Genomic DNA, 24,277 nt, shown 5'->3' on the forward strand with positions numbered 1-24,277 from the left:
GCGTATCGTGCGATGCGAAACGTACAAAGAAGAAGACAGCCGCGTTGACCAATTATATCGTCAAGGAAATGCATCCTAAAGGTCCTGCAACAGTAGCGGAGGCGATGCCGGTTTAAAGGCTCTCATGCTTTCAATCGCGATATATGGGCGCGCGCTTTTCCATGCTCGCTTTCAGCGCCTCGCTGTGGTTGTATGATTCAAGCAAAGCCTGCTGCTCAGCCGCCTCGGCCAGCAGCAAATTGGGATCCGATGTTCCGGCGGATCCCAAATTTGCTAAACGCTTCGCCGACCGGACCGCATCGGGGCTGTAGGCGGCAATCTCTCGCGCCAACTCGCGGGCAGTGGCCAGCGGATCATCGGCCAGTCTAGTCGCGAGGCCAATTTCGAGGGCTTCTTCGCCCGTTACGATCCTTCCCGAATACAATAAGTCGCGCATCACGTCTGCGCGGACCAGTTGTCGCAGCAACACAGTACCAGCCATATCGGGGATAAGTCCCCAGACGATCTCCCGGACAGACAATTGGGCATCAGGTGCGACGATGCGAATATCAGCTCCTAAAGCCAGTTGCATTCCACCGCCCAAGGCATGTCCCTGGATCGCCGCAATAACTGGTACCGGCAAATCGCGCCATTGCAGTGCGACCTTCTGAAACCGGTTCGCTTCCCCATGTGTGCGAGCAGACAGATCTGAAAGCGCGCTTGCTCCGTCATGGGCAAGTGCCGCAAGGTCGATCCCAACCGAAAAGCTGCGTCCGTTCCCGCTAAGAATGATTGCCCGCAAACCCGGCATTTCTGAGAGCAATTGCCCCACTTCAATCAGCAGATCGAATGTCGGAAAGTCCAACGCATTCAATTTGTCTGGCCGATTGAGGCGCACTTCGGCGACCTGCTCTGCAACAACCAGCTCAACCCGATCGGACACCTTCCTGCTCCTGAACATAGTGCGTGGCGGCAATTTCCCTCTTATTGCCACCAGAAACTTTTGAGCGCTGAAGGCACTGTGGTGGCCATCCAAAAGTATGGGGCGGAACTGTCAGTTCCTCCATTACATGGCATCCAAAATTCGAAGGATACTTTCAGGGAATGATCACCGACTTTATCAATCCAGAAACTTTACGCGGTCAGGTGGCCTTCATCACTGGTGGAGGCAGCGGAATAAATCTTGCCATAGGTAAAGCGCTTGCTCGGCTTGGTGCGAACGTCGGTATCTGTGGGCGCACAGCCGAGCGTCTCGAAACTGGTCGCCAGGAACTTGAAAGGGTAGGGGCAAAGGTCTTTACGGCGGTCGCTGACGTTCGCGATGCAGGGGCTGTTCAGGACGCAGTTTCGGCCTGCGGTGAAGTGTTGGGTCCAATAAATTTTGCCGTTTGCGGGGCGGCGGGCAACTTCGTCGCACCGGCCGAGGCGATTTCTCCAAATGGCTTCCGGACTGTTGTAGAGATCGACCTGCTTGGCGCCTTCCATGCCGCTCATGCATGCTTCGAACAGTTGCGGCTGACGCGTGGCGCGTTGCTGTTTGTCTCGGGCGGACAGTCTTACGTTCCATTCGCCTATCAAGCTCATGTCGGCGCGGCCAAGGCTGGAATCGACAATTTGATGGCCAATCTGGCGCTGGAATGGGGACGGTACGGAATTAGAGCAAACAGCATCGTGCCGGGGCCGGTAGAAGGAACAGAAGGCATGAACCGGATGGGCGGGGCCGATGCCGAAGTGATCTGGAAGAAAATGACTCCACTCGGTCGCATGGGTAAATTGGATGATGTCGCTAATGTGGCGGCATTCCTTGCTACACCTCTGGCATCCTATGTTTCCGGCGCGCGGATCGCTGTTGATGGTGGGCAGAACCTGACGGGCTCGCACGTGTTTAACCAGGCAATCGGCGATGCAATGGATGTCTCAAAGGGGTAAATCAGATGAAGTTCATTAAGATTGCCACCATCTTGCTCTCGCTGATTGCTCTACTGACTGGCGCGATGGACGTAATCGTGGGGGTGGCCGGGCAGGCCAACATAGGTGTGGGGGCTGCGGCCGCCGCTCCAATCGACCCGATTCTCGACAGTCAGGTCCGTTTCCTTGGAGCGGTCTGGTTCGGCCTAGGAGCAATCCAATTGGTTTGCCTCCGGGATATGCATCGTTTCGGTGGTATTCTGCAGCTTTGCTTCGTGATAGTGGTGCTTGGCGGAATAGGGAGGGCAATGTCGCTGTTGCAGGTCGGTTATCCGACCAGCGGCATAGGGTCCACTTTCATCACCTTTGCGTTGGTGATTGAACTGGCGGTGGTGCCGCTGGCTTGGGCGATGTTGCGTAAAATGACACTTGTTGGCGAGCGCAAATAGCTAACAGAATAAAATACCCGCTGTGTTCGTGGATTTCGCTGCTCCTTGAAATTTATTCCCTGCTCTGATGTTTAGGGAACTTGACCGGCTAATCCGCAGAAGAGCTGGGCTGCGAGGGCAGGAAATGCTGTTAAGCCTCCCTAAATTTGTACAATTCCCTATAAATTCCCTGCATTACAGGGAAATACAATCGGAGAGAGGTTCGGGTCTGACTGCTATCACCGCCATTATTGCTAAGGCTTTCGTTTTTTTACGGTTTGCGAACTTTGCGCGCACTGGTGAACGCAGCGGGGCTGCGCCGGTCAGTTCAGCTTGTTGGCAGCTTTGCTTGATCTAATACCGGCACTTAACCCGAGATTACTTGAGGCATGAGGCGCATGTTGTTCGAATGTCCCCCTTAATGGGGGGATTTATGCAGAGATCAACATCTGCAAGAAATGTGCGTCAAGGAGACGCTCGTGCTTTCACCGTCCTTTCTAATCCTTATGGAGAGTGTGGCCAGCATTTCGCTCTATTCCGGTCCGCGTCCGGAGGAAACAGTGACGTATAAGGATTGGGTCACCGGTTGCGATAATGTGCGCAACTGTGCGGCTGTGGCACTGGAAGTTGAACCATCCGGAACGGACGGGCGCACCGACCATCTGGAAATTATGATTGAGCAGCCGCTCGCGCGGCATCTCGGACCGTCTGTGGTGGTTAAGCTTCCATTTTCGGTAGCTCCGCACCCTCACTTGCGGCTTTTTGTTGATCAGAATGAAGTCAAGATTCCGACGCCGGTTGACCAGCTGATCAAAATCGAAGGAGCGGCAGCGCGCAAGCTGATCGGACAAATGCTTAAAGGAAAGTGGGCCCTCCTTCTTGACGTGGAAGGCAAGACGGTCGCGCGGGCTTCCTTATCGGGTTTGACGGCGTCGCTGCTGCGTGTCGACGAGCAACAGGGCAAGGTTGGAACGCCGAGCGCGTTAGTGCGTCCTGGCAAGCGCGTGCCATTTGACGATTTGCCGGGGTATAGCGTCTCACTCACCCGGCCTGCCAAATCTCTCCGGCCTCCTGCCATGCTTAGTGCTACCGCGATAGCTGGTCTTAGAGCTAACGACCAATGCACCACGGACATTGATGCACCTGCAACCCATCAAATCGTTCGGCTGGATTCGGATAACAGTATGGCAATCATGCCCCGGAGGTGCGGTAATGGCGCATATAATCTTTACAGCAATATCCTGATCATCAACGGCTTTGGCGAAGTGCGCCCCGCCACATTCGACTATGATAATGGCATCACCGGTGATGGGCCGAGCAATGTGCTGGTCAATGTTGCCTGGGATGACAACAAACGCGTTCTGGAAGGATTTACCCGACATCGCGGTATTGGCGATTGTGGGCGGGTGGACCGCTATATCTGGAGTGGCACCAAGTTCATGCTCAGCGAACAGTTGGTAATGCCCGAATGCCGCATGGCTTTTGATCGCATCCGCACGTGGAAAGTCGACGTGGTGGACCGGTGATCGAACAACCCGTCATAATCGATATTGGTTACATTATCGGCGGGGAAGAAGGCCATTTACTTGTGCATGCACTTTTAGGAATGTTCTCGGCTTACGCGGAGAAAACAGGGCTCATACATGACGTAATGGAACGGGCTCCGGTTTTTGGCGGCGGGCTAAAATCGGCAAAACTCGGAATATATTGTGTCGACGGCGATCAGTTCGCCTCTATGCATCAGGGTACGCATACTTTGATCCGTGTACCTCCAAATGCTTCCCCGCAACGCCGCCATATGAGTTGCGCAGGCGTGCGGGTATCCGGTTGCAACAATTTGCCGTTGCCTCTGGAAATGGCCGATTGGGGGGAAGAGCGCCGCCGGTACATCCTTGATCCCTATCGGGCCATCATAGACGCACGACGAGGCAAGTTGGACATTGATCCGGATATCGTTTTCGCTGGCGACTTCTCGGGGATTGCATGACCCGGGAAATGCAGTCAACTCCTTTGCTCGACCATGATGTCATTGCGGTGCGGCATTCCGAGCTTTTGAGCCAGTTGGTTGGAGAACCCCGTATTAGTGACGCCTACCGGTCTTTTGACGGCGATGAGGGGCAGTTGCTTTTAATTGATGCCGATGGCTATCACTGGGTTTCTTATGAGCGTGGTCAGGAAAACGGGCGACGAAGCACAAAGGATGCAGATGAACTTCTATTCTGGTTCCTTGTGCAAACGGCGTTCTCCATCGGGTGCGCCCATGAATTTGCAAACCGCATTGAAGGCCCCGATTTTCGACGTGTTGTACATGCCAAGCAGCGTGAGCTGTTTGCCCGGCTCGATTCAAAGTGGCGAGTGCGCTTGGAAGCGCAAATTTCAGCTACGTTGGCCGAACATCCATATGTGGATCGGCTTTAGGCCAGGTCCGCCGATGCCGCTCTTGCGCGCATATTTTTGATCGCCTTGCTCAAATGTTCACGATTAGCTGCAGACTTAATCCATGCAGGCAAACGCGCCAGCTGGGTCATTTTCAAAGTCCTGGATGCTGGTATCGATAAAGACCCTGGACGTCACACCACCACCCGCTGCGCGCCATGGGTGCGGCCTTCAAACAGCGCGTAAAATTCATATTTCTCTTGAACGCCTGCGTCTTCCGCTTCGCCGCAAAGTTGACTGACCAAAAAACACAGAGCGATGTAAACCTGATTATCGAAATGCTGGGCACCTTCTTCATGGTCGAGTGACTCTTGCCACAATAACTTGAGTTCAAGATAATAGACCGGCCAATTCTCATCGTAGAAGCAAGCGCCGCCTCCCTTTTTGTCCCAAGTGCACATCAAATGTCCGTTGGTGGCATTGACGTCGATGAACACGGCCTCTTCTTTGCAAAAGCCCTGGGCCACCCAGTTGGCTTCCATATGCTCGACCAATTGGCGAATATAGGGTGCAATGCCGGTGAAATGCGTTTCGGTGCATACCAGCACATTTTCATGCGGGTCGCTTTCACGGGCTTTTCGCCAGATCATGAGTTGAAGTCCGCCTGATGTTGGTCGTCGTAGCGAAAGATGACATCGCCTACCCAAATGCAGGCGGCACTATCGGCCATACCTTGCGCATACATCAGGTGGCGGTTGTACGGGATGTCGTCAGTCGAGCCGTCACGGTAAAATGCGCCAAGATGGTCCTGCATGGCCGATAACAGATAGAGGGCTTGGCTTTCGAACCATGCGCGTGGATGAGATTGATCTTGCGCCGCGCGTTTGAGAGACCAAAGCTCCAGAATATAGTCTGGGGATCGGGCCGCACGCACGGGATACTCGTCATCGACGGCCCAGTTAAAAATGAAACGCGCTTGCTCCCAGTCAATAGTAGCGATGATCAAGCCCGGCTCAAAACGCTCCCATTCCTCTGTCACCATCTGTTTTTCTTTTGAGGGAAGTACTGGCGACGAGGTCTGCTCCATTCGGTCGATCAGTACCCTGCAGCTTTCGCGCAGCTCGACGAACAAGGGCGACAAGGGACGCCGGATCTTTTGGCGGGCGATCAGCGTACCTGGTTGGCTGACACCGTGTTCGGACGCTGGCAGCCCGGCGCTACCCCCCGCCAACAGCATAGCTTCGATCTGGTCCGCAAACCGCAATAAAGCATAAGGTTCTACATGGAAACGCAGCTGAGCGGAATGGTGAAGGATGTTTTCATCGGGTTCCGTAAGCGAAATATCTGCCCAATAGCGCCCCTTGTCGCCCCGCTGGGCAATCGTGATGCCAACATGCGTTTCTACGGGTCTGCTGCTGGTTGTGCTGTCCGAAAAATAGCCACCTTCCAGTTTTATGGGCTGTTCCAAAGAGGGCAGAAAGTTCCGCAATGGGTCGGCAAATTTTTTGAGTGTATCCGTGCCAAACCAAGCGCTCGCATGCGCTGAAAAGCCGGCATGGCGGGCTTCAACGCGAAGCTCGCCATGCCATTCATCTTCAGGAATATAATGCAACGTCAACACGAGCGTTCAGCTTTTGCAGTCGCCGATCCGCTCGCTGGTGAGCGTCATGGCAATATTGGCCTTGCCGCCCGGGATCTTGGTGTCCGTTACTTCCCCCGACAGCTTCATTTCGACCTTGTCCGTGGTGTAGGAGCCGTCCATCTTCATCTTCGGCGCTCCGAGACCGCTAACCCCGGTGCAGACCATCGTGCCCGACATCTTGCCACCGCCCTGTTTGAAGTCTTCCATCTTGCAGTCGCCCTGCTGCATTGAACTGGAAAAGTCACGTACGCCCGCCTTGGCCTGCGCAGGGCTGATGCAGGCTTCGCTCGATTGTGGTTTGTTCAGAACCGCTTTGGCCTGCTGTGCCATAGCAATCGGAGCGCCAGGAATTTCGAATTCGGTCATGGTCATTGTATTTTTCCAGTTGCCCGGCGTTAGTTCACCGTCGGCAGTGCCACAGGCGGAAAGCAACGCGAATGCGGGCAGTAGGGTAAGTGCAAATTTCATTTGGATTTCCTTTGATGTGATAGAGTTAGTTCAGCCGAGACAACCGCAAGGGATATATCGGAGACTTGCGGGGTTGATTGAAATGCTGGCAGTTGACGTCCCGAAAGTTCCGCCGCCCATATAATCCTCGTAGAAATAGTGGACGTTGGCTGTGCAATATTTCGCGCCGCGCGCCAGGATGGCGACCGTTGTTTCACGTTCGGTCGGGATTCCGGTGATTTCGTTGCGCTCGACATCCCAGCTATCGCCGATACCGATGGCGCGTACCGGCGTGACATCCGGGTTGCGTGAAATCCGCTTCGCCTCTGACAACGCCCGTGCCTCCAGGGCAGCGCTGCCAGCGCCACCACGGCCCGTGCCGCATATTGCCGTGTTGCTGGGCTGAAAGGCACCGGCAGGGACGGTGAGGTTGAACGTGCCGGCTGCAACAACACCAGACTTGAAGTCCCCAACATTCTGAATGAAGGACTGAGGGATGACCTCCATCTTGACGCTGTATTTCCCGGGCTTGAGCAGTCCTGCTGCGGTTGCCTTTGAAAGCATTTCCATAAAGACGTCGGTGCCCGGCGTTCGCTGTGCTCCAATTGTGTTCACAAATTGGCCGCGCCATGTCGTCCAAGTCTCGTGATCTTGCGGATTCCCCCAAGGAAACATCGAGGTTTCGAATATATGCCCATCGATGGTGAAACGGGCTGTGTATTTCACCGCGTGTGAAGATAGGTCACGGGCATTCAAATTGTTGGCCGCCGCAATGGCGTTAATCGCCGACCGTTCGGTAAACACCCGGAAGAACATCGGCTGACCTAAAGTGAAGTCGGTTACGATGTCGCTTTCAGTGATGGCGCCGATCCCGAGGTCTTTGCGCGTAAAGACAATCTGGTTCTGGTGCGCGGCGTGGACAGCATTGTGTACCCCTTGGTCTTGTATCGGGCCGCTGGCGGTTTGGTTCAAGGGCTTGGGCTTGGCAATTGGAAGGGCGCGCTGGAACCTTTCTCTTGGATCCCGCTGCGCGTCGGCAGCGGCGCCTAACACTATCGACGTCAGGGCCATCGACAAAAACAGGGTCTTACGCATCATACATCTCCGTTGTGAAGTTGGTGCGTTGATGCGGGCCTTTTATGTTAGCTGCTATCCCCTCAAATCGCGGGGTTGAGGTGCTCGATCCTGTTCGCCATCCATTTGTCATGCACGAAAATGAACCGGATGTTGAACAGCGGAAAGATGGCTCGCTTTGGCTTAAGGTTGATGAAGCCAACCCCTTGAGCACCGCGGTTTCCGAGGTCGAAGTCGTGCGGGAACGCCAACGTTGGATGGCCGCAACCGAATTCTCCCGCAACCGATTTCAAGCCAAGCCTGCGGAAAGAAAAATTGGCATTGTTCGTGCGCTCATGATCATCTTGCGCGAAAGCCTGCGATCGCGTGACGATGTCGCTGAACGGTTGCACGATATCGAGCAGCTGATTTTGGCGGGCCAGAACGACATGGCGGATATGCACATCGAAAAACTTCGCGCCGACTATCCCACCGAAGAAATGAAGGCCCGTGTGCTAGGACTCTACAGTCTCAATCTCTATGACAGGGGTAATGCCGGAAAGGCGCAATATATCCATGAATTCGCACTGCTTTGCGGCACTGCACATCCTGTAATGACCGAGATATTTGGTGAGACCGTACAGGGCCTGAGTTCCGATTAATCCCCTCATCTGACGGGGATGTAACAGGGCGTTGCTTGTGGTCTGTTCATCTCCAGATCAGGAAAGGACGGATCCATGGGTTTCTGGAGCACTTTATTTGGCGGCGGATCGCCCCAGGAGAAGGCCGCACGCATTGCAGCCAAAGCGGAAGCTCGTGCGCAGCGGGAGGCTGAGGAATTGGCTGAAAAAGCAGCAAAGACCGATGGGCTCTTTGAACGCGCTCTCGGCAAGGATCCGGAAAATTGCAGTTATGATGCCCGACAAAAGGCTGCGATCAAATTGGTGCTCGCAAATGAAACCGCAAAGGGCAGGGAGGCTTGGCTATCCATCTCCCGCGACTATCCGAACGAGCTTGCGCATGCGCTGGAACAAGTTGGTGTTTGCTATCATCTGGAAAAAAATTATCGAGCGGCGCTCGAAAATTATGAAGCGGCCATTCGGGTTGGGGCGGACGCAGGGCATCTGGCGGACAATATGGCAGAGGCACGTAAGGGGATGGCCGCCATTGGCTGATTTATGGCGCAAGATGATGCGCAAAGCGGGATGGACAATGTTGAAAGCTGCAGGCACCATTGATGTGATGAGTGAAATCGAGATCGAACCTGCTCTCAAATCTAAGGCGCGCGTCATTGTCGTCGAGGATGACGCGCGCCTGCGTGATTACGCTATCGGAGCCCTTTCGGTTGCGGAGGAGATCGAGCTGGTAGGCGATGCCGGCAATCTGGCCGATGGATTGCCTCTTGTAGATTTGATGCCCGATCTTGCGCTTTTGGATCTCGGCTTGCCTGATGGTAGCGGGATCAGCCTTATAGAAGCCATTCGCGCAAAGGTCCCTAACTGCCGGGTGCTTGTCTTCACAGTCTTTGAAGACAAGGCAAGCGTCCTCAATACGCTGAAGGCAGGGGCCGATGGCTATATATTGAAAGACACAACGGCCGATATGGTATTGGCGCATGTACGCGCGACGCTGGCCGGCGAAACGCCCATCAGTGCCCGTGCTGCAAGCCACCTACTGAGCCTTGTGCGGGACGAGCCGGTCGTCGAAACAAGCGAACCCGACGCCCCGCACCTTAGCCCACGCGAGCGGGAATTGCTCGAATATCTTGCCCGCGGACTAAGCCGGAAAGAGGCGGCGCGGATCATGAACCTGTCGCCTTATACCGTCGCCGAATATGTTCAGGGTATTTACCGGAAACTACAGGTCAAATCGCGCGGCGAGGCTGTGTTCGAAGCGATCCAGGCCAAGCTGATCCGTATCGATCGAGACTGATCTTCACTTTCTCGAAAGCGATCCCACCGGAGTAATGTGCTCCATCCTTTATCCCCGGCCAGGCAACTGGCCGGGGTTTTTTGTGCGAAAAAGACCCCCTCCTCTGTGGGGATATGATGTTCGTCGCTGGAGTGGGAGGGAGGCAAGGTAAATTGTAACCAAAGGGAATACCCATGTCTGTTGTTCGCGCTCGTAAAAATCAGAAGCTTGTCCGTTGTCTTGGCCTCTTGGCTTCCGCATCATTGATGTCATTCATGATGGCGGACGACGCGCAGGCGGCGTGTGCGGTAAGCCCGGCACAGCCGCTGAACAATATCACTACGCCCGTCACCGCCGTGCAATGTACAGGCGCCAACACAGGGCTAACCGTTATAGCCAACACAAACGCCACGGAAGTTTCGGTATCAGGCGCTGGTTCAACATTGAACAACAGTGCCGTCACACTGAATGGTGATGCGAATTCTCTGTCCATCTCAGCGGGCACCAGTGCTGCTAACCTCAATTACAGCAGCACTGGAAATGTCAATTTATTGGAGGTTTTGGGGAACGCGACCAATCTCACGGCAGTGATCAACGGCCTCCAGAATAACATGACGATACTTAACGGCGGAGCAGTTACCGCCGCGCCGGGCGGTATCTCGCTCTCCGCAGGAACAGGTCAAATCCAGTCCTTCACAATCAATCAAGGCGGCTCTCTAACCTCGACCGGCAATCTTGGTGGCGCATATTTGCTGACTGGCGGCACCGGTAATCAGAACTTCGCCATAAACGGCACCATATCGCTCCAAGGCAATGGCTTGTTTGTCAATTCGGGCGATGGCGACGACATCATCAACATTGGCACGGCCGCAGTATTCAGCAATAGCAACGTCACGCATACAATCAATGGCGGTGCAGGAAGCGACCGTTTGATCCTGAATGGATCCGGAAACACCGCGTTTTCAACGATCGATGTCGAGCGACTCGACGTTATCGCGGGCGCAGGCGGCACGCGCACGCTGAGTGAGAATGGCAGCTTTGGGCAAGTCAATCTGCTCAACGGCACGCTGTCGGCGCGCCGGGTTCAGGCGCTTGGTCTGGCGAATAGCTTGGTGACACTATCAAACGGAACAGTTCTGACGCTCGATTTCACAACCCCGACAACTGTCACCAACAGCTTTGCCGGATCTGGGACGATCCTGCATAACACGCTCGATCCTGTCACCTATGGTGGATCGTCCAGCGGCTTTACCGGGGTGTTCAACATTCTGGGCGGCACGGCCACGGTTACGACGAGCGATGCTTTTGGCACGGGATCGATCATCAATAGTGGCACCTTGTCTTTCGGGGGCGTCAATCTCGCCAACACTATTAGCGGTACGGGACAAGTCATCGTTACCGGCAGCGGTAATAGCCGCTTGAGTGGCAACAATAGCTTTTCCGGCGGCCTCGATGTGCAGGGCGGTGTCCTCGACGTGTCCAGCGTCAACTCACTCGGCACCGGAACGGTGACGTCGAGCACTGCCGGGGCCGTTCTCGCGCTCGGAAACTCGACAAACGAAGTGCTGTCTAACAACCTTACGGGTAACCTTGCATTGGTGATGGGCGGGACAGGTATCCTCGATCTGACAGGGACCAACAGCTATGCGTTAGGAACGCTAATCAACAACGGTGCGGTTCGCGTTGACAGCTTCGCCCGCCTTGGCACCGGTCAGGTTATTGCCAATTCTGGAGGCGCCCTAATCCTCAACTACAATGGTGCAGGGCAACTGCTTCAAACGGCACCCTTCATGACCGGTGGCGGCAGCTTCATTAAAGAGGGCACGGGCGATGTCGTGATGAACCAGACCAGCACTTACACCGGCGGAACCATAATCCGTGCGGGCCGGATCGGGCTGAACAACGGGAACGCTTTGGGCACCGGAAACATCGAGGTGAATGGCGGTGCAGAGTTGGGCATTGGCAACATCACCTTGGCCAACTCCGTCACCGGTGCCGGCAATATCGTCAAAACGGCGAACAATGGCGCGACTCTTACGGGGAATAACAGCGGCTTTACTGGACTGCTTGATGTGCAGGATGGATGGATTGAGGCGTCCGACGGTAGCGCGCTGGGTTCCGGAACGGTCAGCATCGCATCCGGTTCCTATGTGACGGTCGACAGCGCAGGCGTGGACACCGTTATCGCTGCGTCGCTTACCGGAGCAGGCGATCTGGAACTGGCAAGTTCAAACCGCTTCACCCTTACGGGCAGCAACAGCAATTTGTCGGGTGTTGTTTTTGTCAACAGTGGTACCCTGCAGATTGAAGGCAGCCAGAATATTGGCAGCACAGCCAGGATCGATCTCACTGGCGCAACCAGCGTTCTCGACCTTTCCACCAATGCGTTGACCACTTTGTCAAACGATGTGACCGGCTTGGGGCGCATCGTAAAAACCGGCAGTGGAACGGTGTCCTTGATCGGCGCAAACACGTACAGCGGCGGCACTGATATCCAGCAAGGTGCCATCCGGGTGACCGATATCAGCTTCCTGGGCACTGGCGCCATCACGGTTCAGGCAGGTGCGGCATTGGACCTTTCCATTGCTGGACAACAAACGCTCAACCAAACGGTGACCGGTGCCGGCATTTTGCGCAAATCGGATGTGGGTGATCTAACCTTGCTGAGCAACAGCCTGACAGGCGGTGTCGATATTGTTGGCGGGCGTGTCATTGTGAATACGGCCGCGGCATTGGGCGGCGGACCGGTTACGACCGCCGCCGATACGCAGCTTGTTTTCGACAACAGCACCACAGAAGTCAGCAATACCGTAATCAGCGGTGCGGGTGCATTGACGAAGAATGGCAACGGTCTTCTCGTCATGAACAATGCCAACAGTTTCACGGGCGGAACCGTGATCAATTCAGGTCGCGTGGGGCTGAACAACGGCTTGGGTCTCGGTACCGGGGATGTCGTTGTTTTGCAGAACGCTATCCTCGGAATTGGCGGTGTCAATTTTGCCAATAATGTATCGGGCGCGGGACAGATTATCAAAACGGCAAACAATATCGCCGTCATGACGGGCACCAATACGCATAGCGGAGGCACCGACATCCAACAGGGCGGGATTATTGTGAACAGTCCTGCGGCGTTGGGCACCGGAGCAGTCTCGCTAAGTGGCGCAAATACGACGCTGACGGTCAATTATAGCGGCACGACAAATGTGGCATTGAACAACCAGATCAATGGTGTCGGAACGTTGATAAAAGACGGTTCGGGTACTGTGGTAATGAATGCTTCAGGTAACAGCTATTCGGGCGGCACTCTGATCAGTGCAGGTCGTCTGGGACTGAATTTCGGTGACAGCCTTGGAACGGGTATAGTTCAGATCAACAGCGGCGCAGAACTTGCTTTGGGTGACATTACCTTCAGCAATAATGTTCAGGGCGCAGGGCAAATCATCAAAACATCTGCCGGTGCGACGACTCTATCGGGGACAAATACCCATAGCGGCGGAATTAGCATTCTTGGCGGAAGTTTGAATGTCACCGGAAGTGGTGCTCTCGGTTCGGGTACTGTCAACATCGCTGCCGGCGCTGCGCTGAATTACACCAACACCAATGCGGTTACCTTTGCAAATGGCTTGTCGGGTTCCGGTAGCTTCAACAAGCTGGGGACGGGGCAACTGAGCTTTGCCAACAATTTCGCACTCGGCAGTCTCAACCTTCAGGCAGGCCGCACCCGGATGAATGTCGTTGGTACTACTAATGTCACAGTTGGTGCAAATGCGACACTGGATGGAACCGGCCGTATTATCGGTAACCTGACGAATAACGGAACCATTGCGCCCGGCAACAGCATTGGCACGCTAACGGTTCAAGGAAACTATACGCATAGCGCCAATTCGGTGCTGGAAATCGAATTTGATGGCGCGGGCAATATCGATCTGCTCGACGTTACCGGTAACGCGACGTTGAATGGCGGCACGCTGCGCTTCGTTTCGATTGGAGGTGCCGAGGGGCAGGGCGGAACCTTCTTGCGCACAGGTGGCACTCTATCAGGGACTTTTGCAACGGTCGAAACGATCGGTGCCCAGTTGCCGCTGGCGGTCATCTACCAGACGAACAGCGCATTCATGGCGCCATCTGTCCTGACCGCCCGTCCTTCGACGTTCAATGCGCAATCGATGGCAGCCGCCGATTCGGCCCTCGGCTTCGTGGACAGCATCGGTATCGGTGCGGTGCGGCACGGGGAAGGAAACCGCATTTGGCTGAGTGGCTTTGGCGCATGGGGTAAACGAAGCGCGTCTGGCACAACCCTCGCTTACGACCATGACACGCGCGGCACGAGTGGCGGTATCAACTTTGATGCAGGCTCGAATGTAACGCTCGGCGCTGCTTTTGGCTGGGCAAAAGGCGACATCACTTTGGGTGCCAATGGTGGCGGTGGAGAGCAGTCGAGCCTTTTGGGTAGTCTGCATGCCCGTTACTCCGGCACCGGGTTTGTGTTTGGCGGCGGAATGCTGTTTGGCAAGGTCGATCAGGACACTACGCGCAATGTCAGTTTCAACGGCTTTGCGGCGAGCGTAGATGGCAGCACCGATTCCAAAATATTCGGTGGCTTTGCAGAGTTGGGCGTGCCGCTTGGTTCCACCGGCGGCTGGGCGTTTAGCGCACAAGCACGCGGAAGCTATGTCCGTCAGACGCAGGACGCATATAGCGAATCTGGAACGAGCCCGCTGCGTCTCTCGATTGGCGAGCTGAAGACCAATAGCCTTGAAGGCCAGGCCAAGCTGACCGCCAAAACCAGCCTGTGGGATCGGTCAAATGGTGGAGAGGAAACACCGGAGGGCCTTGATCTGCGCATCGATCTGGGCGCGCGCTACCTTGGTGCGTTGGGCGATCGCGAAATCCCGGTAACATTTGCTGCAAGCAATGCGGGCATTGTACTTCAGGGTGATACCCGTGACAGTTTGCAAGGACTGTTCGGTGTCGCTTTGGATTACACCATCCGCAATGGGGCAACTTTCAGCATCGGTTACCGTGGCGAAGTTGGCCAGACCGACCGTCATGCGGTTCACGCCGGTGTCAGCTTCGCCTTTTAACTCCCTCCGGGGCGCACCCCGGCTGTCGAACGGTGGCCCACAGCCAGAACGGCAGTCGCGTGGGCGGGTGGCAGCGTCGATGTTGTCATCCGCCTTGGTGGTTTCGGCGGTCAGCTTTCTTTCGCCAACCGCATACGCAAAGTCGTTGCATCCGGACTTCCAATTGATGCGCGGTGGCGTGCAGCAATATGGAGATTGGCTGGTTGGCTGTGACAACAACGCCGAATGCACAATGATCGGCTTTCCGAAACGAGCAATCATGCGCGAGCTTGATGTCGCATCCAAGGAAATGGCTGTCCAGATCAGTCTTAGCGGGTCAGACGATGCAGCGCCGGTGGTTGAATTGGTCCCGTTCGGTGTCGATATAGCGGGTAAAGCAACAGCTTATTCGAGTGGTCGTTTCGTACTCAATGTCGAATATGAAGTTGCCGCCATTTCAATCCCACACGGCTTTTCCCGCCAGGCACTTTTGCCGATGGAGGCGGCTGCTGTTGTCAAACATTTGCAGGGCAACAAGCGGCTGACAGGAAAGGCTTTGTCCAACAACACAGTTATTGTTCGTTTCCCCGAAGCCGAATTCAATCGTGCCTTTACCACCATGCAGAGTCGGCGTGCGCAGTTACTCAAAATACGGGCCGACCAGGCGATTGACGATCTACCCGGCGAGCTTCCTGACGGCAGCACTATGCCGGTTGCCGGGAAACTGAAGCGGATTGTTGCGCGCGAAACCATAGTTTCCGGCTTTGTCCCGATCTTGGCAGAAGGCCGATGCAAAAATGATTTCATGGCTAATCCTCGCCAATTTCACTTCGCTAATGGCGCGATACTCTGGAGTTTCGAATGCACAATGGCGGGTGGATTGACGCGTACGCATTGGGATATGGCACCAAGCGCCGTTGCGCTTTCAGCGCCGGTCGATCTGCCAGAACCGCGCGATGGCAAGGTTCGAGCTGGTATTGACGGGTTGGATGGTGTGGCCTTTGACTGGGATTTCGGCATATTGCGATCCTACCAATATCTGGACGGCCGCGAAGATTGCGGCACCTTCCGCGCCTGGGGATTTACCGCTTCTGGATGGCAACTGCTTGAACGGCGCGAAATGCCGCTGTGCAAGGGGATCGCGTCCGACCAGTGGATCCGCACCTATTATTTACCGACCGAAGGGGGAGGCCCGGATGAGTAGCGCTCGATGGCCTCGAAAGCTTTGGCCTCTGGCAGTCTTTTTCCGTCTATTGGCGGGATGTGCTGTGCTTGATGGGCCAGCCGTCGACGCTTTGAACGTTGAAAAAGACGTATTGCTTTACGGGCAATGGGCGGTGGGCTGCAATAATTTGAAGACATGCACCGCAATCGCACCATTGGATGCATCGGATGAAGGAGATGACACGCCCTATGTCCAGATGACTTGGGCCGGGGGAAAGACCGATAGCTATGTCTTTTCCATCCGCCGCCGGGACGAGCAAATTGCAGTCCTGTTGCCGGAAGCGGGAAATAAGCTTCAGCAAGATTTGGAGCAAAGTGAAGGGCCGGACTTTCTGCACATGGTGGAGAGTGGGAGACATTTTGATATCCCGCGATCGGGATTTGCCAATGTGATGGCCACTCTTCAGGCGTGGCGCACAAGGTCACCTTCGACAACGGCGAGGATCGACGTTGTGACACCTCTCCCTGCAGTTCGGCTTGAAAAGCTTACTCCGCCGCCTAAAATTTTGCTTGCGGCCAAGCGCTGCCCGGATGGGCATATGGGGCAGTCCACGCAGGCGTGGCGCGCAATTGGCGGCCAGACGTTATGGCGTGCCGGGTGCGGAAATGAGGGGCTTAACGCGATCAGTTTCTGGTTTGTAGCCGGACCGCAAGGCGCGCCTGCCACGGAAGTTGTTTTTCCGGACCGCGATGGCCAACCCGTAACGCTTTACAATAGCTGGTTCGATGAAAAGAGCGGCTACCTGCGTTCTGAGCATTATTTTGGCCATTGGCAAAGCTTCACCGAGGATTGCGGTATTTACCGCAACTATGCATGGGGAGTGGATGGCATGAAGCTGGTCGAGGAGCGCTCAATGCCGCAATGCGGGACAGGCATTGGGCCCGAAGGCTGGATAGTCACTTATCGCGCGACTGTGCTCAACGGCCCGGATAGCGGACCATGAATTTCTGCACATACACCTTGATTATCGCCATGCTGCTGGCGGGCTGTTTGCCGCCCAAGGGTGATCGGGATATTTCGCCACGCTACATTAATGAAGCCGTCATGCAAGTCGACGGCTGGGATATGGGCTGTGACAATTTCGGGAATTGTATCGCAATCGGTGCCGTGCCGCCCCGCAAGGTGAAGATGGAAGGCATAAGAGGCGCCCTTCGGATAGTGTTCAATAATGCCGAGGGTCAGGACCCGGAACTGACCATCATCCCGCTCGATTACGAACAGCGGCTTCCCGATGTGAAGCCGTCGCCCCAGCAGACCGCTGTGCTTCTCGCCGAATTGCGCGATGGCCGTACCTATATGCTCACCTATAAAGACGGCGACGAAACGGTTTACTATGTGCGGGGACGTGACTTCCCCCGGCTGGAAGCTCTGCACCGGCGATGGCTTCGGGCCTATCCCGTCAGGCTTGCGCAGCAAGAGCCGATTATGCCGGTGAAAGGTGTCAGGTTGCGCAACTTTCGTGCACCGACTTTGACAGAAACAATATTGGCCGAATGCACTTCGCCCAACAAGGGCATCGTCGACGCCGCTTGGGATGTGGGCGATGGCTTTCGCCTGTTGCGCTACGTCTGTTCGCCCAAGGGCAGATTTAGCGCCGAAATGCTCTGGTTTACTATGGATAAGCAGAGCGGCAGACTCACGCCAATAGGAATTGATGAAGCCGTTGGCCCGAAAGCCGATGGTAAGGCAGCAGGTCTCTACCATGCCTATTTTGAACCGACCCAGGGCTTACTTGTAACCCGGAAATCGGCGGGGTCGGATGACTGCGGGTTACTGGCTGTTTATGCTGCAACATCCTCAGGCTTCGTCCTTGCCGAGCGGCGCGAGGCCCGTCATTGTATCGGTCTTTATTCGGGCGACTGGGTTCAGACCTATCGCAACCCAGCCCTCATCATGCCGGAACATTGGTGATGCTCGATTGGCTCTTTCCCATAATTTTTATAGCAGCAGTTGGTGGGACCACCGAGGCCAAAGTGGCAAGCTTTGGCGGCTGGCTCGCGGGCTGCAATAATGAGAATATCTGCACCGCGATCCGCGCGGTTGATGCAAAGAACGGCATGCATCGGGAGGGCGGTGATCCGTTTTTGCAAATCCGGCATCATCCACAACGCGATGCTATTCCGGAAATTCGGCTGATCGATCCTGAAAATCTGACGACGACTGATGTGCCCAGACCGCCATTGGTAACGATGGTATTTCGCTTCAACGAAAATCCGGGTGTGGGCAATATCCTCATCTACTACGCCTCGATCGACGGTGAAGGAGGGTATCGTTTCGACGATGAGGAGGCTCGATCCGTTCTGTACGGCCTTCGCCGGGCATCACGGGTCATTGTTTCGATTGCGGACAAGCGCGGGTTATCCTTGAATGCCGAACAATTTGACGAGGCTCTGGCATATTTTGACCGGCAACAAGGGCTTGATGATACTCCCGGCGCGCTGGTCTTGCGGCCGGATAATATAATGTACGACTATGCCCATCCCGTTCCGCCGGAAGCGGATACTGTGCAACTTTCCAAATTCAATGGCGAACAACTGCACAACTGGATGGTGGAATATCCAGGACGGGCACTTGACGAAATTATCGAGGTTGACCCGAAGCCTGATCGGGGGCTGGTCAATGTGACCCGCGCAAAAACACTCGAAGGAGACTGCGGTGTGTTTGAGCGTTGGGGCCATGTTGGCACTGGTAATGACTTTGTGCTCGTTGAACGCCGCGAAATGCCAGTTTGCAACGGGTCTGGTCCTGCGCACTGGATACAAACCTACCGTGCCGACACGATCAGTCCAGAGGAATGACAATGCGGTTCCTATTGGCAGTTTTCATCCTGTTGGTCGCCTCAGCTCCTGCAAAATCAGCGGAGCAAGTGCCTGATTATCTCAAGGACCTCGATCGCCCTTATAATGCCGGCGACTGGACGCTGCAGTGCAATAGCTCGCAGCTTTGCCAGATAATCGGTGTGGTCAAGATCCCCCATGGTCATGCAGCTATTCGCGCAGTCGTCATGATCAAGCGCGGTATAGCAAAGGATGCGAAACCCAGCCTGCGGATTGCTTTTGTCGATTCAGTCGGACGCATCGACGCCTCTCTTCCCGTGACAAATTGGCGGCTCTATTCGCGGGGCTTGCCGAAGATGCCGCCGCCCATAAGGCTGGAGCTAGGCGAAATTGAAGCCGATGGCGCATATACTGTCACTCCAGATATTGCGGCCAAGATTATCAGTGCGCTTAAACGTTGGCCAGGCGCAGTGGTCCAAGATCGGGGCCGGAACGTAGCAAAAATGCCCAGAGGAGATCTGGCCCGGCTGTTTCGCAAGATGGACAGGCTGCAACATCCCAAAAAGCCCCGGATGACGGCGCAGGAAACGGCCGAATGGCTGAAGGAATATCATTATGTGATTTTGCGGGCTTTGCCCTTCGAAGGCAGCGTGCCGGACTCTGTGCTGTTATCGTGTGATACGCGGACATATGTCGATATGCCCTTCGGTGTCCGTGTCGCCCCCGATCAGGTGCTCTTTACTGCGGATTGTCCAGAGGGATCAAAGATTTTCCTGCAAAAAGCAGGACAAGAGCCGGTAAAGTTTGACGTTAGCTATAGTGACGGGAAGATATATCCCCACGGCTATGCAGGATTTAACGCGGAGACATCGCTCCTTGAAATCCAAATTCCCAAAAATGGGAATCTGGAGTGCGGGCGTTGGTTGAAGATAGGATTTACGGGCAGTAAATTCGCAATGATCGAAGACCGGCGCTATGATCGCTGTAGGGCAGTGCCCTACGATTTATGGCCCAAAGTCTGGTATCCGACGAGCTGGAAATATGCCGACACACCCCCCACAAATGAAGGGAATGCGCCCCCCATAGTTGAGGGGGTAAAGCGACCCTGATCATTGGAATCAGGGGAATTTTATCATGAATGCTGTTGCCCGGCCTTGGATTGGCCTTTGTTTCAAACTTCTGGCCGTGCTGGCACTAATTTTCGCCTTCATCTTTTTTATGCGGATGATGGACGATCAATCCGAAAACGACAAATTGCGAAATCAGGGTGTTGTCTCGCGCGCGCTGGTTACTGCCAAGGAAAAGGACCAGACAACCACCCAGACATCCGGCCTTCGCAGGCGCAGTTCGGGCTCGACGACAACGAATGACATCTGGGTCTTGAGCATCAGGCACGTCCCCAAATCCACCGTCAAATATGCCGATTTTCCATCGAAGGTAAAGGAGGCCGACTTGCCGGTCGCGCCCGCATTAACTGGCGATCCGATGAAGGACGCAGGCAATGTCGGCGTGATGTGGGTGACAGAAGAATTTTACAACAAGACAAAGGTTGGCGACATGCTGACTGTTGTGAACACACCCTGGGATAGCGAAAGCCCAGTGCTGGTATCCGAGGTAGAAGCCTTCGACCCGTCACCCTACTACCCCAAAATGGCCATTGCCCTTGCCCTCATGCTAATCTTCTGGTTCATCGGACGCCGCATTAGCAAGGCTTCAATGCTGCGTGGTATTGCAGCAGCATCAACCGTGCCGGGCACAAATCCATGAACGACTATCAACCCGCTCTGGACCAGCTCCGCGAACGCAGGAAGGGTAAGCCCGGCGAACTTCTGTTGATGACCGGCCTCGTCGCGATGATTGTTGCACCGTTCGGACTGTTCCTTACAAATCAGGAAAGTGAAAATCTGTCTGATTTGAAGCGTAGCGGAATGGTTGCCGAAGCGACCGTAAAAGACAGATCTCTTGAGAGCGAAAGCTATACTGACAGGAAGGGCCGGACCAAGAGCCGCGAAATCTTTAAACTCAAACTCAGCCATGATTTCAGTGCGCAACAGAAATATGCGGCCTGGAAAGCGGGAAAGCCTTTCCCCGTATCGCAATATCCGGCCGTAACGACACGGGAAATCGCCGTGGGTAGATCCTATTTTGACGCGCTGAATGCTGGACAGAAAACGACGATCATTCACAATCCATCAGATTATGGCAGCATGATGTTGACCGAAGAGTTCGAGCATCAGACCTCGTTCGCCTATATGATGTGGTGGTATCTGGGGGCTGGAGCAGTATTTATTGCTGGCTTGGCGATGACGATAAGCGGTTGGCGTAAAAGGTTTTCGGGTGTTTAAATCGGGTTTTGCGATCGGCTTGATGTTGCTCTTTGCAATTCCGGCCGCCGCAGAAGATTCAAAGCCCGGAGAGTGGATCGCACCTGAAGTTACGGAGTTCGGGGATTGGTCGGTTGCGTGTGATAATGCACGTGAATGCACTGCGGTCAGTGTTTCGCGCGAATATGTCGACCGGGTCAATCGTACGGATCCCGGAGACTATGCCAGCCCTAAATTATGGGTGAAGCGATCGGCTGGGCCAAAGGCGAGGGCAAGGGTTTATGTCGATACCTCAACCTGGGGTGAAGTGAAGCCGCTCGGTGCGTTGACTCTGCATGTCTACAAAGATTGTGACGGTGATTGCACGGGCAAAGCTTACACGCTGATCGAGATTGAACCTGGACGGTATGAAATTGCGCCTTCGTTGGTTGGCCAGTTCTTTATCGAAAGCAGCAAAACGGATCGAGCAGCCACCCGGCGGAAATCGGGTGCCATGCATGGCATCATTACAACCAAGGGGTTGGTCGCGGCCATGCGGTTCATCGATGAATTTCAAGAGCGTCGAGGGTCAGAAACAGCCATCTATGCAAAGGGCAAAAAGTCAGCCGGTTCGGTTCCAAGTGCGCCACCGCGCCCGGTTGTGCATGTCATCCGCGGGATTAATGAGCCATCTTCGGAAATGCCTGATCATCAGGAAATGCAACGGATAAGAGGAGCGCAATGCAGCGGCCCTTCGGATCCCAACGAAACCAATATCCAGCGCTTCCGTTTGCAAAATGGGCAAGCACTATGGTCGATCATTTGTTCGAGCACGCCGCATAATCCGACACATTTGTGGATGGTTGAGACGAGCGCCAACCGGTTTGAAATGTTCAAGCTGCCACGGCCCGAGCAAGGCCGCGATGCCGAACTGCCTATAGTTCCGCACAGTTGGTACGATCCTGCATCGGGTCAACTCACAGGCTATTATACGGGCGAAGATGTGCGAAGTTGTGGATGGAAGCGCAGATGGGCGTGGACAGGCGAAGCCTTTGAAATGATTGATGCCATTGAAATGCCTGCCTGCCTCGATATACCGATCAATCAATGGTTTCAGACCTATCGCGCGATCCCAGAGTAATGGACGCTTCCTCCCCCAAGGCAAAAGCCCGGATGTGGGTGGCCGGGTTGCTGTTACTGCTTTTATCGCAAGCCCTATTTTGGTCAGTCGTCGGCATAACCGAACGCGCCGCGCGGCCAGCAAATATGGCGATGAGGGAGGGTGTTCACTATGTACTTTATGATAAGAACGGACAGCCGCTCAGTGGCGGTTGGGAGTTAAAGGCGGAACGGGACCGCTTTCGCGGTTATCTCGCAAACGGAAGTGACAAAGCCGACCATGCCGTCTTCAGCATGTTGTTTACCGTCGCCGATAAGAACCAGCCATTGTCATTCTTTCTGGAAAACCGGGAGGATATTGATGGAATAAGTCTCAATGGCGTCCCGATCCAGCCCGACAAGCCACTTCGGCGTTTGCAGGGCGATATCAGCGTCGAAACGGCATTATACCCCTTGCCAGCCAACTACCTGCAAAATGGCACCAATGTCCTTTATATTAGAACAGACACGCTCCTTCCGCAGATATCCCTGTCTCCCTTCGCAATTGGTCCTGCGCGCGACCTTGAATCTGCCTACCGCCTAAGAGGCCTGTTGCAGGTTGATATTCCTGTCGCGGGCGTTGCAATTCTGCTGTTTACCGTCGCCTTATGTTTGGTCGTAAATTGGCCACATGAAGATCGATCGCGCATGCGCTGGTTGATCGCTTTCTTGACCATCAATGCCGCTTCAACGCTATTTTTCACTTTGGCACCGCAGGCAGGTAGTCTGCTCTGGTTTCAGCTGCCAATTCTTGTCCTTTGCAATCTTGCCTTGGGCTTAAGTGCGGGCCGTTATACGGTCCTCGACACCGGCAGTCGTCAGCGTTGGCCAATTTTTGCAGTGGGCGGATTCGCTGTCGCCATTATCGCGGCCATCATCATATTGTTGATCTTTTGGCCGGAATATAGCTTCGCACCCTTTCGAATTGCCTTGCTATTGTCGAATGGGGCTGTGCTCGTCATAGCGATACTCGCGATCCTTGCGATAGTCCGTCATTCGGTAAAGTCAGCTATGGAAAGGTGGGGCGAACGTCTTATCTTCATACTGTGTTTGACAACTCTTGCGGTCGATCGATTCTCGCTTTTCTTCGAACCGTTCGCACCATTTAATCCGGACTGGCCGATCAGTCTTTATTGGTCGCCGCTCGTCGGACCTTTGCTGGGCATCGGGATGGTCCTGTCATTGGCCCGGCAAGCAGGCGAAGCGCGGCGTGAAGTAACCCGCTCAAATGAAATATTGGCGGCGCGTTTGGCCGAGCAAGATGCTGAGCTCAGCCGCAGCTATGACGCGCAAAAACAGATGTTGCAGCGTCAGGTAATGCTGGAAGAACGCCAGCGCATCGTCCGGGACATGCACGATGGCATCGGTGGCCAGTTGCTGGGCTTGATGATGCAGGTACGGCAAGGTGGCGCCAACAAGGTCGAGATCGAGCAAGGGCTTCAATCAAGTATTGCAGATCTCCGGCTCATTGTGGACTCGATGGATAGCGCCGAAGAAGGCCTCGCGGAAACATTCCGCTCGTTCGAACATCGCGTCAGGACGCAAGTGGAGGCGAGCGGAATCGAGCTGGAGTTTTATCACGATATCGAAGAGTCAATCGATCTGGGCCCGCGACCGACTTTGCAAGTTTTGCGCATATTGCAGGAAGCCGTGACCAACGCGATGCGGCATTCGGCGGCGACGAAGATCACTGTCCAGGGATCGGCGCACGACGCCGGTACTATACAAATCAGTGTCAGCGATAATGGTACAGGCCTGCCTTCCGCCCTGCGTCGGGGACGAGGGCTCACCAGTATGGAAACACGTGCGCGTAATCTCGGCGGAGAGCTTTCGATAGAAAGCAGTGGCACAGGAACGAAGCTTTGCCTAGCATTTGGCCAGTCTGTGGGGGAGATAACGCAATGAGAATATGGCGTGATGGCGCGACGGCAGCTCTCGTTGTTTTTTTGGTTCTGCTTTCCTTTTGGGGTGCGGTCTTGACGGGAGAGAAAGCCGTAAGACCTGACG

At 54.9% G+C, this 24,277-nt stretch carries 23 protein-coding genes; 18 read left to right on the top strand and 5 right to left on the bottom strand.

Annotated elements, in window-relative coordinates; genetic code table 11:
* Nucleotides 1-130 precede the first annotated feature (130 nt).
* The gene (locus tag FOM92_RS14845) at nucleotides 131-922 is read right to left on the bottom strand and encodes a crotonase/enoyl-CoA hydratase family protein (protein WP_211347416.1); all 792 of its coding nucleotides are present in this window, start codon (nucleotides 920-922) and stop codon (nucleotides 131-133) included.
* Nucleotides 923-1,083: 161 nt separating this feature from the next.
* On the opposite strand from FOM92_RS14845, the gene FOM92_RS14850 reads away from it, so the two are divergent.
* The 5 genes from FOM92_RS14850 to FOM92_RS14870 all read left to right on the top strand — a co-directional run bounded on the left by FOM92_RS14850 (nucleotide 1,084) and on the right by FOM92_RS14870 (nucleotide 4,733).
* Nucleotides 1,084-1,908 (top strand): SDR family oxidoreductase, encoded by an 825-nt coding sequence (locus FOM92_RS14850; RefSeq protein WP_143777589.1) that lies wholly within the window; start codon nucleotides 1,084-1,086, stop codon nucleotides 1,906-1,908.
* Between the two features lie 5 nt (nucleotides 1,909-1,913).
* On the top strand, nucleotides 1,914-2,336 hold the full coding sequence (locus tag FOM92_RS14855; RefSeq protein WP_143777590.1) for a DUF4345 domain-containing protein: 423 nt from the start codon (nucleotides 1,914-1,916) through the stop codon (nucleotides 2,334-2,336).
* Nucleotides 2,337-2,830: 494 nt separating this feature from the next.
* A complete protein-coding gene (locus tag FOM92_RS14860; RefSeq protein WP_170226914.1) occupies nucleotides 2,831-3,841 on the top strand; it encodes a DUF1176 domain-containing protein in 1,011 nt (336 codons plus the stop codon).
* Nucleotides 3,814-4,302, top strand: coding sequence for a PCRF domain-containing protein (locus FOM92_RS14865; protein WP_143777592.1), 489 nt, complete (start codon nucleotides 3,814-3,816; stop codon nucleotides 4,300-4,302). The genes FOM92_RS14860 and FOM92_RS14865 overlap by 28 nt, the downstream gene beginning before the upstream one ends.
* Entirely contained in the window at nucleotides 4,299-4,733 is a 435-nt protein-coding gene (locus tag FOM92_RS14870; protein WP_143777593.1) for an Imm63 family immunity protein, read from the top strand. Before FOM92_RS14865 ends, FOM92_RS14870 begins: the two co-directional genes overlap by 4 nt.
* A gap of 152 nt (nucleotides 4,734-4,885) precedes the next feature.
* Here FOM92_RS14870 and FOM92_RS14875 read toward each other — a convergent pair whose 3' ends face one another.
* Genes FOM92_RS14875 through FOM92_RS14890 form a run of 4 tightly spaced genes read right to left on the bottom strand, consistent with a single transcriptional unit; the run spans nucleotide 4,886 to nucleotide 7,878 of the window.
* Nucleotides 4,886-5,341, bottom strand: coding sequence for a hypothetical protein (locus FOM92_RS14875; RefSeq protein WP_143777594.1), 456 nt, complete (start codon nucleotides 5,339-5,341; stop codon nucleotides 4,886-4,888).
* Nucleotides 5,338-6,312 carry a hypothetical protein gene (locus FOM92_RS14880; protein ID WP_143777595.1) on the bottom strand — a complete coding sequence of 325 codons (975 nt, stop codon included), beginning with the start codon at nucleotides 6,310-6,312 and terminating at the stop codon, nucleotides 5,338-5,340. The genes FOM92_RS14875 and FOM92_RS14880 overlap by 4 nt, the downstream gene beginning before the upstream one ends.
* Before the next feature lie 6 nt (nucleotides 6,313-6,318).
* Nucleotides 6,319-6,801 (bottom strand): DUF3617 domain-containing protein, encoded by a 483-nt coding sequence (locus FOM92_RS14885; RefSeq protein ID WP_143777596.1) that lies wholly within the window; start codon nucleotides 6,799-6,801, stop codon nucleotides 6,319-6,321.
* Nucleotides 6,802-6,831: 30 nt separating this feature from the next.
* On the bottom strand, nucleotides 6,832-7,878 hold the full coding sequence (locus FOM92_RS14890; RefSeq protein ID WP_143777597.1) for a hypothetical protein: 1,047 nt from the start codon (nucleotides 7,876-7,878) through the stop codon (nucleotides 6,832-6,834).
* A 41-nt stretch (nucleotides 7,879-7,919) separates the two neighbouring features.
* Between FOM92_RS14890 and FOM92_RS14895 the strand changes: the two genes are divergently transcribed.
* From FOM92_RS14895 to FOM92_RS14955, 13 genes are all read left to right on the top strand, one after another.
* Entirely contained in the window at nucleotides 7,920-8,495 is a 576-nt protein-coding gene (locus FOM92_RS14895) for a hypothetical protein (protein WP_143777598.1), read from the top strand.
* A gap of 75 nt (nucleotides 8,496-8,570) precedes the next feature.
* Nucleotides 8,571-9,008, top strand: a complete 438-nt coding sequence (locus tag FOM92_RS14900) for a hypothetical protein (protein ID WP_143777599.1) — start codon at nucleotides 8,571-8,573, stop codon at nucleotides 9,006-9,008.
* Nucleotides 9,001-9,765, top strand: a complete 765-nt coding sequence (locus FOM92_RS14905) for a response regulator (RefSeq protein WP_211347417.1) — start codon at nucleotides 9,001-9,003, stop codon at nucleotides 9,763-9,765. The genes FOM92_RS14900 and FOM92_RS14905 overlap by 8 nt, the downstream gene beginning before the upstream one ends.
* A 173-nt stretch (nucleotides 9,766-9,938) precedes the next feature.
* A complete protein-coding gene (locus tag FOM92_RS14910) occupies nucleotides 9,939-14,828 on the top strand; it encodes a beta strand repeat-containing protein (RefSeq protein ID WP_143777600.1) in 4,890 nt (1,629 codons plus the stop codon).
* A gap of 79 nt (nucleotides 14,829-14,907) precedes the next feature.
* Nucleotides 14,908-16,011, top strand: a complete 1,104-nt coding sequence (locus tag FOM92_RS14915) for a DUF1176 domain-containing protein (RefSeq protein WP_143777601.1) — start codon at nucleotides 14,908-14,910, stop codon at nucleotides 16,009-16,011.
* A 64-nt stretch (nucleotides 16,012-16,075) separates the two neighbouring features.
* On the top strand, nucleotides 16,076-16,975 hold the full coding sequence (locus FOM92_RS14920; RefSeq protein ID WP_143777602.1) for a DUF1176 domain-containing protein: 900 nt from the start codon (nucleotides 16,076-16,078) through the stop codon (nucleotides 16,973-16,975).
* Nucleotides 16,972-17,943, top strand: coding sequence for a hypothetical protein (locus FOM92_RS14925; protein ID WP_143777603.1), 972 nt, complete (start codon nucleotides 16,972-16,974; stop codon nucleotides 17,941-17,943). The genes FOM92_RS14920 and FOM92_RS14925 overlap by 4 nt, the downstream gene beginning before the upstream one ends.
* The gene (locus FOM92_RS14930) at nucleotides 17,943-18,830 is read left to right on the top strand and encodes a DUF1176 domain-containing protein (protein ID WP_143777604.1); all 888 of its coding nucleotides are present in this window, start codon (nucleotides 17,943-17,945) and stop codon (nucleotides 18,828-18,830) included. Before FOM92_RS14925 ends, FOM92_RS14930 begins: the two co-directional genes overlap by 1 nt.
* A gap of 68 nt (nucleotides 18,831-18,898) precedes the next feature.
* Nucleotides 18,899-19,918, top strand: coding sequence for a hypothetical protein (locus FOM92_RS14935; RefSeq protein ID WP_211347418.1), 1,020 nt, complete (start codon nucleotides 18,899-18,901; stop codon nucleotides 19,916-19,918).
* A gap of 25 nt (nucleotides 19,919-19,943) precedes the next feature.
* Entirely contained in the window at nucleotides 19,944-20,576 is a 633-nt protein-coding gene (locus tag FOM92_RS14940; protein ID WP_143777606.1) for a hypothetical protein, read from the top strand.
* Nucleotides 20,573-21,154: a hypothetical protein gene (locus FOM92_RS14945; protein WP_143777607.1), complete on the top strand. Its 582-nt coding sequence runs from the start codon at nucleotides 20,573-20,575 to the stop codon at nucleotides 21,152-21,154. The genes FOM92_RS14940 and FOM92_RS14945 overlap by 4 nt, the downstream gene beginning before the upstream one ends.
* Before the next feature lie 22 nt (nucleotides 21,155-21,176).
* Nucleotides 21,177-22,253, top strand: a complete 1,077-nt coding sequence (locus FOM92_RS14950) for a DUF1176 domain-containing protein (RefSeq protein WP_211347419.1) — start codon at nucleotides 21,177-21,179, stop codon at nucleotides 22,251-22,253.
* Nucleotides 22,253-24,175, top strand: coding sequence for a sensor histidine kinase (locus tag FOM92_RS14955; protein WP_170226917.1), 1,923 nt, complete (start codon nucleotides 22,253-22,255; stop codon nucleotides 24,173-24,175). The genes FOM92_RS14950 and FOM92_RS14955 overlap by 1 nt, the downstream gene beginning before the upstream one ends.
* The last annotated feature ends 102 nt before the right edge of the window (nucleotides 24,176-24,277 follow it).

The sequence above is a fragment of the Sphingorhabdus contaminans genome (assembly GCF_007280415.1).
Lineage (GTDB): Bacteria > Pseudomonadota > Alphaproteobacteria > Sphingomonadales > Sphingomonadaceae > Sphingorhabdus_B > Sphingorhabdus_B contaminans.